Origin of the sequence: Stenotrophomonas sepilia (assembly GCF_003244875.1) — a bacterium.
GTDB lineage: Bacteria > Pseudomonadota > Gammaproteobacteria > Xanthomonadales > Xanthomonadaceae > Stenotrophomonas > Stenotrophomonas sepilia.
This window is the reverse complement of record NZ_LXXZ01000114.1, coordinates 1-13,221: the sequence shown is the minus strand read 5'-3', so window position 1 is coordinate 13,221 and position 13,221 is coordinate 1. Positions and strand designations below refer to the sequence as shown.

The 13,221-nt window shown below is 67.1% G+C and carries 11 protein-coding genes; 6 read left to right on the top strand and 5 right to left on the bottom strand.

Annotation, left to right across the window (positions count from 1 at the left end; genetic code table 11):
* Nucleotides 1-158 precede the first annotated feature (158 nt).
* The gene (locus A7X97_RS21295; protein WP_088497532.1) at nt 159-2,111 is read right to left on the bottom strand and encodes an acetyl-CoA hydrolase/transferase C-terminal domain-containing protein; all 1,953 of its coding nucleotides are present in this window, start codon (nt 2,109-2,111) and stop codon (nt 159-161) included.
* A 34-nt stretch (nt 2,112-2,145) separates the two neighbouring features.
* Nucleotides 2,146-2,703 (bottom strand): flavin reductase family protein, encoded by a 558-nt coding sequence (locus A7X97_RS21290; RefSeq protein WP_005418896.1) that lies wholly within the window; start codon nt 2,701-2,703, stop codon nt 2,146-2,148.
* A 118-nt stretch (nt 2,704-2,821) separates the two neighbouring features.
* On the opposite strand from A7X97_RS21290, the gene A7X97_RS21285 reads away from it, so the two are divergent.
* The 3 genes from A7X97_RS21285 to A7X97_RS21275 are packed head-to-tail and all read left to right on the top strand — an operon-like array spanning nt 2,822 to nt 4,942.
* The gene (locus A7X97_RS21285) at nt 2,822-3,187 is read left to right on the top strand and encodes a BlaI/MecI/CopY family transcriptional regulator (RefSeq protein ID WP_005418895.1); all 366 of its coding nucleotides are present in this window, start codon (nt 2,822-2,824) and stop codon (nt 3,185-3,187) included.
* The gene (locus tag A7X97_RS21280; protein ID WP_069139290.1) at nt 3,180-4,382 is read left to right on the top strand and encodes a M56 family metallopeptidase; all 1,203 of its coding nucleotides are present in this window, start codon (nt 3,180-3,182) and stop codon (nt 4,380-4,382) included. Before A7X97_RS21285 ends, A7X97_RS21280 begins: the two co-directional genes overlap by 8 nt.
* Nucleotides 4,379-4,942 carry a hypothetical protein gene (locus tag A7X97_RS21275; RefSeq protein WP_069139291.1) on the top strand — a complete coding sequence of 188 codons (564 nt, stop codon included), beginning with the start codon at nt 4,379-4,381 and terminating at the stop codon, nt 4,940-4,942. Before A7X97_RS21280 ends, A7X97_RS21275 begins: the two co-directional genes overlap by 4 nt.
* 53 nt (nt 4,943-4,995) lie before the next feature.
* Here the strand turns inward: A7X97_RS21275 and A7X97_RS21270 are convergent, their stop codons facing one another.
* The 3 genes from A7X97_RS21270 to A7X97_RS21260 form a co-directional block, all read right to left on the bottom strand.
* A complete protein-coding gene (locus tag A7X97_RS21270; RefSeq protein ID WP_065179072.1) occupies nt 4,996-5,796 on the bottom strand; it encodes an MBL fold metallo-hydrolase in 801 nt (266 codons plus the stop codon).
* Between the two features lie 11 nt (nt 5,797-5,807).
* A complete protein-coding gene (locus A7X97_RS21265; protein ID WP_072168477.1) occupies nt 5,808-6,626 on the bottom strand; it encodes a S1/P1 nuclease in 819 nt (272 codons plus the stop codon).
* 558 nt (nt 6,627-7,184) lie between these two features.
* Nucleotides 7,185-7,814 (bottom strand): OmpW/AlkL family protein, encoded by a 630-nt coding sequence (locus tag A7X97_RS21260; protein ID WP_049410595.1) that lies wholly within the window; start codon nt 7,812-7,814, stop codon nt 7,185-7,187.
* Between the two features lie 192 nt (nt 7,815-8,006).
* Here A7X97_RS21260 and gap point away from each other — a divergent pair, with 192 nt between their 5' ends.
* From gap to A7X97_RS21245, 3 genes are all read left to right on the top strand, one after another.
* Nucleotides 8,007-9,011, top strand: coding sequence for a type I glyceraldehyde-3-phosphate dehydrogenase (gap, locus tag A7X97_RS21255; protein ID WP_005418885.1), 1,005 nt, complete (start codon nt 8,007-8,009; stop codon nt 9,009-9,011).
* A gap of 125 nt (nt 9,012-9,136) precedes the next feature.
* Entirely contained in the window at nt 9,137-11,815 is a 2,679-nt protein-coding gene (locus A7X97_RS21250) for a DUF2339 domain-containing protein (protein WP_088497533.1), read from the top strand.
* Nucleotides 11,812-13,188 carry a DUF3999 domain-containing protein gene (locus A7X97_RS21245; RefSeq protein WP_072168479.1) on the top strand — a complete coding sequence of 459 codons (1,377 nt, stop codon included), beginning with the start codon at nt 11,812-11,814 and terminating at the stop codon, nt 13,186-13,188. Before A7X97_RS21250 ends, A7X97_RS21245 begins: the two co-directional genes overlap by 4 nt.
* Nucleotides 13,189-13,221 lie beyond the last annotated feature (33 nt).

Below are 13,221 nucleotides of genomic sequence, written 5' to 3'. Positions count from 1 at the left end.
CCAAGCAAGCTGTCTGCCAAGGCGCTGTAAGCGGCCTCTCGGCGCAACAAAGGAAAGGCCGGCGCAAGCCGGCCTTTCTCGTTGCCGGAAGAAAAAGGGGACGGAGGGAATTAAGTCGTTTGTGCACAAACGACTTAATTCCCTCCGTCCCCTTTTTCTCAGGCGGTACGCGCCAGCGCCAGCCGCAGCAGCCGCGCGTCCAGGCGCTCTGCGAAATCCTTCGGTGCCTGCAGGCCCATGCGCTGCAGGTACACGGCATCGCCGTCGCCGGCCGGTTGCCGCAGCGCTGCCCAGACGGTGCGCAGCTTGTCGCTGCGGGTCTGCGTGTTGGCCTTCAGCCACGCCAGCGCTTTGACCAGCACCTGCTCGATCTCGTTGAAATCGCTGCCCAGCGGGTAGTCCGGCAGGCTGCCATCGGCGCGGAATGGTGCCAGTGCCGCCGCCAGCGCCTGGGGCGTGTTGCGCTGCAGGCGCTGCGGGTCGGGCTGGGACGCCGCCAGCAGCTTGCGCGAGGCCTGTGCCTGCTGCAGCAGATCGCCCTGGAAGGGCGCTTCGGTAATTGCGGTCATCGCATGCACGCAGTCCTCGTCGGTCAGCCCGCGCAGATCGGCGATGCCGTACTCGTTGAGGTAGATGTCACGCAGGTGGCGAGGGATGGTGGTGTGGCCGTAGTTCCAGCGCACGTTCGATTTCCGGCGGCCCTTGTCATCGCGTGCGGCACGGAACATCAGCACGCTGCGCGCTTCCGGCAGCGCATGTGCCATCGCCACGAAGTTGTACTGGCCGCCCACGCCGGACACCACGCGTCCATCGTCCAGCGCATCCGATACCGCCGCGCCGAGCGCGGTAGCCATCATGCAGGAATTGAAGAAACGCGCATGGCGGCGCTGCAGGCGCTCCAGTGCCTCGTTACCGCCATACAGCTGGTTGATCTCGCTGATGCGGCGCATGCCGATCGCACGGCATTCGTCTTCCGGCAGCGTGCGCAGCCACTCGTAGAACTCCGGCGAGCCCAGGTAGAACGCGCCATGCAGGTACTCGCCTTCCGCGGCGAGGGTGGCGTGGTCGATCGACAACGTGCTGCCATTCTCGATGCGCTGCATCAGCGCCAGGTCGTCGTGCACCTTGCGCCTGATCACCCCGGTCTGCACCAGGCGGCGGAAGCCTTCATTGAGCATCTCGCTGCAGCCGTACAGGCCCACCTCGAATGGATCCACGCCGCCGATCTCCTGCACCAGCGGGTGGCTGACCAGCTGCGGATCCAGCGCGTGCAGCACGCGGCGGTAGCGCGCGTTGTCGGTGTGGCGCAGCACCAGCGCATGGCTGAGGGCATCGGCCAGCGTGCCGATGCCGATCTGCAGGGTGCCGCCATCGCGTACCAGGGTGCTGGCATACAGGCCGATGGCGTAGTCGGCATCGCCGACCGGCTGCCGCGGCAGCCCGAACAGCGCCGGGTACGGCGGAGGCGGAGTGATCACGAGATCGAAGAACGACACATCGACCGTCGCCGAGCCGCCCAGATAGGGCAGCTGCGGATCGATCTCGGCAATCAGCAACGGGCGTGGCAGGCCACGCGCGGTCATCGCATCGAGCGTGTCCTGGGTGATGTCGTTGTTGCACGACAGCGAAAGCCGACGGTCATTCGGCCGCATCGCCACCTTCTGCACGATCACCTGCGGCGCGCGCTGCGCGACCGCGTCGGCGGCATGGGTGTAGTTCAGGCTGGTATAGCTGGATTGCGCCTGCCGCGACCCGAGTAGGGCGCCGGACTGCATGTAGAACTCTTCCACCTGCACGTGCGCTGGCAACGCGTCGCGCGCGATCGCATCGGCATAGGCCAGGCGCGGGAAGTCGTCGCCGAAATGGCGTTGCGCGAACGGTGCCAGGAAGCGCGCCTCCAGGCCGTTGCCCCGCGCCTTCGGCGGGTTCAATGACAGCGCGGTATACAGCTGCAGCGGCCGCGAAGGATCATGTTCGACGCGTGCGTACAGGGCATTGAGCAGCCGATGCGGCTTGCCCAGTGCCAGCGGTGCCCCGATCCGCAGCGGCCCGTCCACGCGCGCAAACAGCCAGTCGACGGCGGCGTCCAGGTCGGTGAGGTGTTCGGTCATGCGCGGCGGTCCTGCGTGTGGGGGAGTGCGGGCATTACAGCATGTCGGGCTTGAACCGCCGTCGACGCGAGACTTCTGCGCCGGACACCATGAACTGCCCATCGCCGCGGTAATGCACCGTGCGCGGCAGTTTCGGCCGGGGCGCAACATGGGCGCGCACGATCTCCCAGATGAACAGATTGCTCGACGCCACCTGGCTGTCGTCGTACAACCGGCATTCGAAGTTCGAGTGGCACTGCCCGACCAGCGGCGCGCCGACCTCGCGCGCGGGCAGCGCATCGAGCCCGAAACGGGCGAACTTGTCGACCTCGCGGCCGCTGCAGTTGCCGATGTCCACCACGGTATCGAGCAGTTCCACGCCGGGTACGTTGATCACGCACTCGCCACTGCCGACGGCCAGTGCATGGCTGTGGTTTTCATTCCACAGGTAGGTGGCGACCAGTGACGGCGAGAAGCCCATCACCATGTGCCAGCCCATCGTCATCAGGTTGTGCTGGCCGCGCCAGGCGGTGCTGACCAGCACGATCGGGCCGGGTTCGAGGAAGCGGCGGGCCTGCTCGACCGGGAATTCCTTCTTGGGAAGCGCTTTCATCCGACGCCTCGGCCGGGAGGGCTCGATGCTGGCGCAAAGCCGATGAATCCGGAGTCGAGGGGCTTGACAGTCGGTTCGATTACGCGCGTAATCGAGCTGTCGATTACGGATGTAAATCATGACCCCGATCAGCGAAGCCGAAGCCGTTGTGATGGAGGTGCTGTGGCATCAGGCACCGCGTAGTGCCGATGACGTGGTGGCCGCGCTGGCCCACCGCGACTGGGCCGAGCCGACCATCAAGACCCTGCTCAACCGCCTGCTGACCAAGGGCGCGATCGCCGCCGAGCGCGATGGCCGGCGCTATCTGTATCGCCCGCTGTTGCAGCGCCAGGTGTGGGTGGAGGCGCAGAGCCAGGACTTCATCGGCCGTGTCTTCGAAGGGCGCGTGGCGCCGCTGGTCGCGCACTTCAGCGAACGCGGCCAGTTGAGCGCACAGGACATCGCCGAACTGAAGAAGCTGATCCAGGAGCTGGACCATGACTGAGCTGCTCGGTGGACTGTGGCAGGCCAGCGTGTGGCTGGCCATGGGGGTGATCCTGCTGGCCGTGCTGCGACCGCTGCTGGTGTGGATGGGGGGCGCTGGACTGGCTTATCGCAGCTGGTGGTTGTTGCCGATGCTGCTGGTGACCTTGCTGCTGCCGTTGCCGCAGGCTGCGCTGTTGCAGCACGTGCCGACAGTGCTGCTGAAAGTCGAGCCAGGGGCCGTGGACGAACTGGCAGGGCCGTCGCTGCCATGGGCACCGCTGTTGCTGCTGGCATGGGCGCTGGGCATGGGCATCTGCCTGCTGCGCGACCTGCGCGCACAGCGTCGTTTCGAACGGCGCATGGGCCCGCTGAAGCCGCGCGCCGATGGCAGCTGGCAGGCCAGTGGTGACCCAGGCCTGCCAGCACTGGTTGGCCTGTGGCGGCCGCGAATCGTGGTTGGCCCGGACTTCGATCAACAGTTCAGCGCACAGGAACAGGGGCTGATCCTGCAGCACGAGCGCAGCCACCGCCGCAATGGCGATCACTGGGCCAATGGTGCGTTGCTGCTTATGCGTGCGGTGTTCTGGTTCCACCCGCTGGTGCTCTGGGCTGCACGCTGCTTCCTGCGCGACCAGGAACTGGCCTGCGATGCCCGCACCATCGCCCCGCAGCCTGCGCTGCGCGGGCTTTACGCCAGCACGCTGCTGAAGGCGCAGCTGGTCCACCCGGTTGCGCCAGCGGTCTGCCATTGGCGCAGCCAACCCGTGTTGAAGGAGCGTATCGCCATGTTGAAGCAGTCCAAGCGGAAGGCATTGCCGTGGGTATCGGGGCAGGTGCTGGTCGTCGGGTTGTGCCTGGGAATGGGCGCAGTAGCGTGGGCCAGCCAGGGCGATGCGATGGCTGGCCGCCCGGCAGCGGCGGTCATGGATCGGGAGATCCAGGTCGTCAAGATGCCACCGCCTTCCTATCCGAAATCCGCGGTCGAGGAGCGCCAGGTGGGCGTGGTGAACCTGCGCGTGGAAGTGGATGCCAGCGGCCAACCCACCGATGTCAGGGTGCTCAGTGCCACCAATCCGGGCGTGTTCGACGCGGTGTCGATCACCGCAGCGCGCAGCTGGACCTATCGGCCGGCGATGAAGAACGGCAAGCCGGTGGCAGGCGCAGTGAAGATTCCGATCACCTTTGCGATGGACAACAGCGAGGACGCCCAGTGAAGTCCGCGCCGCTGCTCGTGGTGGCGGCGCTGATGATGGGGTGTGCGAGCCAGGAACGGCTGGCCACCGTGCACACCCGCAGCGAGAATGTCGGCCACCAGCGACTGCAGCCGCAGGCGGGCGGTGGCAGTGGGCAGTTGCAGGCGTATTCGCTGGGTGCGACCGAGGGCTACCGGATGCCGCAGTTGTACGCGGCACCGGACCCGGAGGTCGGCGATCGTGACCCGCGTGCGGAACTGGCGCCGACCACGATCTGCCTGCAGGTGGTGGTTGATGCCAACGGCGTCGTCGAGCGCAGCCTGCCATTGACCGATCGCCCGGAGTGCGCGGCAGGTGCTGCGGGCGAGAATGCGCCCCTGCTGCAGGCTGCGCAGGAGGCCGTGGCGATGTGGAAGTACTCGTCCGCAGCGGTCTGCCACTTCGCGGCTGGCAAGGTGCCTGCCGACCGCGGTGACTGCCGGGGCGCCGAACGGGTCGAGCCGGTGGCGGTCACCCTGCAGTACGCCTTCACCTTCGAGATCGTGAAGGGCCAGCATGTGGTGCGCACGCAGGGAAAATGAACGCTCGCGGTCCGTGATGGAAACCGATGGCGCCGGGCTCTGCCCGGCGTACGTCAGGCCCCTCCCTGGATGTTGGCCTTCACCGCCGGTTGCATCAGCTTCGGTTCTTCCAGCGTGGCATCGCGGGCCTGGCGCACGCTGACGAACTCTGCCTCGGCCACGCCGTCATGCACGTGGATGTTGTGCGCGCGCTGTTCACCGATGGTGGTTTCGTTGGCGAAATCACGGCCCCCCGGGCCGTAGTCGTGGCAGACGAAAACCCGGGTGGTATCGGGCAGCGCCAGCAGGCGCTGGATCGAGCGGTACAGCTGCGCGGCATCGCCACCCGGGAAATCGCAGCGTGCGGTGCCGCCGTCGGGCATGAACAGCGAGTCACCGGTGAACAGCGCATCGCCGATCAGGTAGGCGATGCTGTCGCTGGTGTGGCCGGGCACGGCGATCACCTGTCCTTGCAGCTCGCCAATGGCAAAGGTTTCGCCGTCGCTGAACAGGTGATCGAAGATCTCATCGGCGGCCGGAAGCTGCAGGCCATAGCGCGGCGCGAACGTGGCCTGCACCGCGCGGATGCCTTCACCGATGGCCAGCGTGGCGTGCGGGAAGCGCTGCTTGAGCCGGCGCCCGGCCGACACATGGTCCGCATGGGCATGGGTTTCCAGCAGCCAGCGCAGCTGAAGGTCCTGCTGTTCGATGGCCTGCAATGCCCCGCGCAGCGGTGATTCGCTGCTGGCGTCGGTGTCCGGGTCGTAGTCCAGGACCGGGTCGATCAGCGCCGCCTCACTGCTGGCCGGATCGCTGACCAGGTAGCTGAAGGTATTGCTGTCACGGTGGAAGAACGACTGCACCTGGACCGGCATCGGAATTCTCCTCAGCGCGTGCCTAGCACGCGATTCAGCAACTGCGCCAGGTTTTCACCGGCCAGTCGCAGCTGCGCTTCGGCCAGCGGCCGGTAGCGCTCGGTGTATTCGTCACCGATTTTATGCGACGCCGGATAAACGCCAGCTTGCATGGAGATGCGGCAGCTGGCCTCGGCCCAGGCCTGCGGGTCACGCTGCGGGTTGGACTGGCGCGCCAGCTTCGGCGCGCGCTGGCCCTGCAGCACGGGCAGATAGCCGGTGTCGTCGAGCTTGCGGGTGTTGAGCATGCCGCTGTCCCACAGCGAGTGCAGGTTGGTGCCGCGGTTGCCGAACTGCAGCTGGAAATCGTTGCCGCCCTTGTCATGGGCGTAACCGGCATGCATCGGCTGGTGGATGTCGCCGACCAGGTGCACGACGAACTTCAGTGCCTGCAGGCGCTCGCCATCGGTCAGGCTGCGGTCGCCCAGGATGGCGCTCTGTGCTTTCAGGGCCTCGACGATGCAGTTGCCGTTTTTGCAGTGCTTCGGTGCTTCGTAGTGGCAGTCGTCTTCGGCGATGTTGACGTAGTGCCAGCCGGCCGAACGACGGCCCAGGCTGGGGTCCTTGGCGCGCAGCTGGTCGGCCCACGGCGCGATGCTGGCCAGGGTGGCGTCCGCTTCGGTGGCCAGCAGGCGGTCCACTTCGGCGCGGGCGGTGGGGTTGAGGCGGGCGTCGGCGACTTCGGCAACCAGGCGGTGGCCTTGCGCGCCCCAGGCATGGGCGGGGGCGGAGACGGACAGCAGGGCCGGCGCCAGGGCGGCGGCGAGGAACAGGGAGTGCAGGGCTTTCATGCACACATTCTAGCGGGGTAGGTGGATTGAAGAGCGGCGCGTTCCTGTTCCGAAGTGGGAGCGCAGCGGGAGGGGCGGCGGGACACGCCGTGAATCCGTACCTGGAGGCTCGATGGCGCCATCCATGGCACCAACGGTCCCGCCGCCCCTCCCGCTGCGCTCCCCTCCAAACATGGCCGCGGAGGCAGATGGAAACGTCAAAGGCAGGATCAAAAACAAATGCGGGATCAGAATCGGCCTCCTGCAGTTGCAGGCAACCATTACGCTTCGAATGACCGGGCGTTGCTGCTGCTTTTGCTTGAGCTGGTACGCGCGCGCAGATGGGAAGGGTGGAGAGGGTGAGGTGAGCGGGACCGTTCGCCGCATGGATGCGGCGATCGAGCCTACAGGGACGTATTTACGGCGTGTCCCGATCACCTCACCCTCTCCGCCCAATTCCAGAAGCCGGTGCTTCTCGCACAAACAAAAAAGCCCCGGCAATCACCGGGGCAACATGCTGCGAGGGTTTCTGCGTGCAGCGGGGGAGCGGGGGCGAAGCCCCCGCAATCAACACACCGCTTAGAACTTGAAGACGTACGAAGCGCCGTAGACCAGCGGATCGATATTGACCGTGCCGATCTTCTCGCCGTTCAACTTCACCTTGCTGTCGATGTCGATCCAGCGCATGTCCACGCGCAGGGCGCCCTTCTCGCCGATCGCGAAGTCGATGCCCGCATGCGCGGCCAGGCCCCACGAATCCTGCAGCTTCAACTTGCTGCCGGCCAATGCACCGGTGGTGTCTTCGCTGAAGAAGGTGGTGTAGTTCACGCCCGCGCCAACGAACGGCGACACCTTGCCCTTGCTGTTGAAGTGGTACTGCAGGGTCACCACCGGCGGCAGCTGCTTGGTGCTGCCGACACGGCCCAGGCCGTTGATGTTGATGTCGTGCTTGAACGGCAGTGCGGCCAGCACTTCGATGCCCAGGTTGTCGGCGATGAAGTACTCGCCGGTGATGGTCGGCTTGACGTCGTTGTCGACGTCGACCTTCAGGGTGCCGCCGGCCAGCCAGCCGTTGTTCGACTTCGGCGCCACCTGGTGCACGCCAGCCGAAACGGTCCAGTCGCCCTTGGACTGGGCCATGGCCGGGGCGGCGGCGAGGGACAGGGCGGCGGCCAGGCTGGCCACGATCAGGGGGGAGGTCTTGCGCATGGGGGTGTTCTCGTTGCTGGGTGGATGGCGACAGTCTCGGCCTCACGCCGCGCTAACGCTTTGATCCGGATCAAATCCTGTCCGCCGACCTGCTGGCGGCCCGGCCTGGCCCACGGTGGCCAGCCACGGCCTGCTAGACTTGTGGGCCCTATCCATCCCGCCGCACCCGTCGCGGCTGCAGGAGCTTGAGAAATGGCAATCAAGGTTGGTATCAACGGTTTCGGTCGCATCGGGCGTAACGTCCTGCGCTCGGCGGTGCTGAACTTCGGCGACGACATCGAAATCGTGGCCATCAACGATCTGCTGGAGCCGGATTACCTGGCCTACATGCTCAAGTACGACTCCGTGCACGGCCGCTTCAAGGCCGATGTGGCGGTGCAGGGCAACGACCTGCTGGTCAACGGCAAGAAGATCCGCCTGACCCAGGAACGCGACCCGGCCAACCTGAAGTGGGACGAAGTCGGCGCCGACGTGGTGCTGGAAGCCACCGGCCTGTTCCTGACCAAGGAAACCGCGCAGAAGCACATCGATGCCGGCGCCAGGAAGGTCATCATGTCGGCCCCGTCGAAGGACGACACGCCGATGTTCGTGTTCGGCGTGAACGACAAGACCTACGCTGGCCAGGCAATCATCTCCAACGCCTCGTGCACCACCAACTGCCTGGCCCCGCTGGCCAAGGTCATCAATGACAAGTGGGGCATCAAGCGCGGCCTGATGACCACCGTGCATGCGGCCACCGCCACCCAGAAGACCGTCGATGGCCCGTCCAACAAGGACTGGCGCGGTGGCCGTGGCATCCTGGAAAACATCATTCCCTCGTCCACCGGTGCGGCCAAGGCCGTCGGCGTGGTCATCCCGGAACTGAACAAGAAGCTGACCGGCATGAGCTTCCGCGTCCCGACCTCGGACGTATCGGTGGTCGACCTGACCGTCGAGCTGGAGAAGGAAGCCACCTACGCCGAGATCTGCGCTGAAGTGAAGGCACAGAGCGAAGGCGCGCTGAAGGGCATCCTCGGCTACACCGAAGACAAGGTTGTGGCCACCGATTTCCGCGGCGAGACCTGCACCTCGGTGTTCGACGCCGACGCCGGCATCGCCCTGGACGGCACCTTCGTCAAGCTGGTGACCTGGTACGACAACGAGTGGGGCTACTCCAACAAGTGCCTGGAAATGGCCAAGGTCATCGCCGCCAAGTAAGGCCGGTGTAGATCGCAGACGGACCCCGGCCTGGCCGGGGTTCGTCGTTTATGGGACCCACCCTGTCGTAGCATGGGGCGGTCGACCGCCGCCGCTGGGGCGCGGGATCGCATTGGAAGCACGCAATGGAAGCACTGATAGCCCTGGTCGTACTGGTTCTTCTGGCCATCCCGCTGTTGCTGGTGGTCGCGCTGGTGATGATTGCCGGCCTGCGCCGCCGCGTCGCTGCGCTGGAAAGCGCGATGGCCGCCGCGCCGACCGCCGTCAGGCCGGCCGCTACCGCCCCCGCGCCTGAACGGCCTGTGGCCGCACCTGCTGCCAGCGACGATCCACCGTTCCTGCGGCCGGCCGCCGCTGCTGTGCCTCCGTCCCCGCAGCCACCGGTGCGCGAAGCAACGCCCACCGGGGTGCCTGTCCCTCGTCCTGCTGCGCCACCGCCCGTGCCGCCGGTGCCGGTGCAGCCGCCGTTGCCTTCCGAACCGGCACTGCCCAATGTCATCGAGCGTGGCATCGGTGCGGTCAAGCGCTGGTTCACCGAAGGCAACGTGCCGGTCAAGATCGGCATGCTGGTGCTGCTGGCCGGTGTCGCTGCGCTGCTGAAGTACGTCAGCGACCAAGGCTGGCTGGTGCTGCCGATCGAACTGCGCCTGGCCGGCATCACCGTGGCTGCGCTGGGCCTGCTGGCCTTCGGTTGGCACCAGCGTGAACGCCGGCGGCTGTTTGCCCTGGCGCTGCAGGGCGGTGCCATCGGCGTACTGCTGCTGACCATCTTCGCGGCGTTCAAGCGCTTCGACCTGATTCCGCCGGCCTTTGCCTTTGCCAGTTCGATCGCACTGGTGGCCGGGCTGTGCGTGCTGGCGGTGGTGCAGAACTCGCGCACGCTGGCCGTGCTGGGCATCCTGGCCGGCTTCATGGCACCGCTGTGGCTGTCCACCGGCAGCGGCAACCACGTGGGGCTGTTCAGCTATTACGCCGTGCTCAACGCGGGCATCTTCGCCATTGCCTGGTTCCGCCCATGGCGCGCGCTGAACCTGCTGGGCTTCGCCTTCACCTTCGGCATCGGCACCTTCTGGGGCGTGCTGCAGTACGCACCGGACAAGTTCAGCAGCACTGAGCCGTTCCTGGTGCTGTTCTTCGTGTTCTACCTGCTGATTCCGCTGCTGTACGCGCGCCGGCAGCCGGCCGGCCGCCGTGACTTGATCGATGGCAGCCTGGTGTTCGGCACGCCGCTGGTCGCGTTCTCGCTGCAGGCAGGCATGCTGCACGCGCAACCGATGACGCTGGCACTGTGCGCGCTGGGCCTGGCGGCGATCTACGCGGTGTTGGCCCGGGCGCTGATCGCACGTGCGTCGTACACCGTGCTGGCGCAGTCGCATGCCGTGCTCGCGGTGGGTTTCGCCACGCTGGCGGTGCCGCTGGCATTGTCGGCGCGCGCCACGGGCGCCGTGTTTGCACTGGAAGGTGCTGGCCTGGCGTGGTTGGGGCTGCGCCAGAAGCGGTGGCTGCCGCAGGTCTCCGGCGCGTTGCTGCAGATCGGCGCCGCATTCGCCTTCGTTGCCGGTGGCGACCACTGGCACGAAGACCTGCGCTTCCTGATCAACCCGACCGCCGTTGGCGCGCTGTTGCTGGCCCTGGCCGGCTTCGCGTCGGCGTGGAGCTACCAGCGCAGGCCGCGTCATGAGGTCGCACTGGTGTATTACCTGTGGGGCCTGCTGTGGTGGCTGGGCGGCCTGGTCCATGAGATCACCCGCTTCTTCCCGTACCGCACCGAAGTGGACGCGTTGCTGGTGCTGGCCGCGGTCACTGCCTGGCTGGCGGCCGAAGCGCAGCGTCGCCAGCCGGCGCGTGCGCTGGGCGTGACCGCGCTGGCCATGCTCGCGCTGGGCTTCCCGCTGGCCCTGATGCAGAGCGATGCACACCACCAGCCGTTCGCCGGCCACGGCGCGCTGGCCTGGGCGGTGTTCGCGGTACTGGGCGTGCGTACCCTGCTGTGCCTGCGCCAAGGCGGCGATACCGTGGCTCGCATCGCGCAGTTCCTGTGGTGGCTGCTGTGGCCGTCGCTGCTTTCGTTGCTGGCCTTGTGGGGTAGTGGCGAGGCCGGCCTGGCGCAGGGTTGGACGACCCTGCTGGTGACCTTGCCGTGGCTGCTGATGGCGGCGCTGTCGCTGTGGCGCTGGAACGCATTGCGCTGGCCGCTGGGCGCGGCCTTCGACAGCGCGCGCGTCCCGCTGCAGTGCGTGCTGTTCGGCCTGCTGGCGATCGGTTGGCTGCTGGGCCAGCTGCTGCCGGGCGACGCCGCGCCGCTGCTGTGGCTGCCGGTGCTGAATCCGGCGGAGATCGGCCAGTGGCTGAGCCTGCTGCTGCTGGCGCGCTGGCTGTACGGCGATCAGCAACCGCAGGCACCGCAGGCATTGCTGAACATCCGCATGCCGCTGCTGGCACTGGCGGCCTTCCTCGCGTTGACCAGCCTGGTGCTGCATGGCGTACACCAATGGGGTGGACTGGCGTGGAATGCGTCGATGATGCGCTTCAGCCTGGCGCAGACCAGCCTGACCGTGTTGTGGAGCGTGCTGGGTGTGATTGCCTGGGTGTGGGGTTCGCGTCGCAGCCAGCGTGTGTTGTGGATGGTCGGTGCCGTGCTGATGGGCGTGGTGCTGGCCAAGCTGGTTATTGTCGATCGCCAGCACCTGGGCAACCTGCTGGGCATCGCATCGTTCATCGCCTACGGCCTGCTGTGCACGGTCGTGGGTTATCTGGCACCGGCACCGCCAAGCGCGGCGCCGACCGTGGAGGAAACGCAATGAGGAAGTGGAGCAGGGCGCTGCTGTCGGCGATGTTCGGCATGCTGGCCGCCGTCGTGGTACAGGCGGCTGATTACCGCACGCAGTATGCCGAGCAATGGCCGCTTACATTGTCCAGTGCGCAGTCCGGTGCCTACCGTATCGTGCTGGAGCCGGCGATCTACCGCCGTGCCGTAACCGCCGATCTCAGCGATCTGCAGGTGTTCAACGCGGCCAGCCAGTTGTTGCCGTCGGCACTGCTGGCGCCGGACCAGCCGCTGGCGCAGTCGCCGGTGCAGCGTGAACTGCCGTGGTTCGTGCTGCCGCCGCTGGCCGATGCACAGCGCAACGACCTGCAGCTGCTGACCGAGCGCGATACCGATGGGCGCGTGCGCCGGGTCGAAGCGCGGGTGGGTGGCGGGGCAGCGGCGAGCGGGCAGGGCGGCTGGCTGATCGACGCCAGCATGCTCGACCAGCAGCCGCTGGCGGCACTGGTGCTGGACTGGACCGACAGCGGCCAGCCGCTGCAGGCGCAGGTGCAGCTGGATGCCAGTGACGACCTGCAGCACTGGCGATCGATTGGTCGCGACGTGCCGCTGGTGGATCTGCAGCGCGCCGGCAAGCGCCTGCTGCAGCGCCGCCTGCAGGTGGACGGCGCTGCACGCTACCTGCGCATCCTGGCGCAGGGCGACTCGCGCCTGCCGACCCTGCGCGGCGTACTGGCGGAACTGCCGCCAGCACCGGCCACGCTGCCCTGGGAATGGCTGTCGCTGGAGCCGACGTCGTCGGGCAAGGGCGAGTACACCTTCGAGATGGATGGCCGGTTCCCGGTGGCGCGTGCCGATGTCGCCAGCACCGATAACAGCCTCGTGCAATGGACGCTGTTCAGCCGCGATGACGAGAGTGCGGAATGGCAACGTCGCAGCGCGCCGTGGATCGCCTATCAGGTGCAGCAGGGCACGCAGGGCCAGCGCCAGCAGTCGGCGGCACAGCCGCTGGGCGGGGCGCACCGCGACCGCTACTGGAAACTGGTGGCGAATCCGGCGGAAACCGCCACCGCGCCGACGCTGCGCCTGGGCTACCAGCCGGAAGTGCTGGTGTTCCTGAGCCAGGGTGCGGCGCCCTACGCACTGGCGGTGGGCAGCGCGACCGCGCGCCGCACGGACGCGCCGATCGGGGTGCTGATCGAGGAACTTCGGCAGCGCAACGATCCTTCGTGGCAGCCAACACTGGCGCGCCTGGAAGGCAGTCCGGAGCCGCTGGCCGGCGATGCGGCGCTGAAGCCGCAGCGCGATTGGAAATCGTGGTTGCTGTGGGCGTTGCTGGGCCTGGGCGTACTGGTGGTGGGTGGCCTGGCGCTCAGCCTGCTTCGGCAGAAACCTGCGCCTTCGGAATAGGTTCCAGCGAACGGCGCAGCCCCTCGTGGGTGG

Excerpts from the sequence above, each read along its gene's own strand:
- A7X97_RS21250 (WP_088497533.1), top strand. The coding sequence starts at position 9,137 with ATGGAAGCACTGATAGCCCTGGTCGTACTGGTTCTTCTGGCCATCCCG.
- A7X97_RS21295 (WP_088497532.1), bottom strand. The coding sequence starts at position 2,111 with ATGACCGAACACCTCACCGACCTGGACGCCGCCGTCGACTGGCTGTTT.
- gap (WP_005418885.1), top strand. The coding sequence starts at position 8,007 with ATGGCAATCAAGGTTGGTATCAACGGTTTCGGTCGCATCGGGCGTAAC.
- A7X97_RS21270 (WP_065179072.1), bottom strand. The coding sequence starts at position 5,796 with ATGCCGGTCCAGGTGCAGTCGTTCTTCCACCGTGACAGCAATACCTTC.
- A7X97_RS21280 (WP_069139290.1), top strand. The coding sequence starts at position 3,180 with ATGACTGAGCTGCTCGGTGGACTGTGGCAGGCCAGCGTGTGGCTGGCC.
- A7X97_RS21245 (WP_072168479.1), top strand. The coding sequence starts at position 11,812 with ATGAGGAAGTGGAGCAGGGCGCTGCTGTCGGCGATGTTCGGCATGCTG.
- A7X97_RS21290 (WP_005418896.1), bottom strand. The coding sequence starts at position 2,703 with ATGAAAGCGCTTCCCAAGAAGGAATTCCCGGTCGAGCAGGCCCGCCGC.
- A7X97_RS21265 (WP_072168477.1), bottom strand. The coding sequence starts at position 6,626 with ATGAAAGCCCTGCACTCCCTGTTCCTCGCCGCCGCCCTGGCGCCGGCC.
- A7X97_RS21285 (WP_005418895.1), top strand. The coding sequence starts at position 2,822 with ATGACCCCGATCAGCGAAGCCGAAGCCGTTGTGATGGAGGTGCTGTGG.
- A7X97_RS21260 (WP_049410595.1), bottom strand. The coding sequence starts at position 7,814 with ATGCGCAAGACCTCCCCCCTGATCGTGGCCAGCCTGGCCGCCGCCCTG.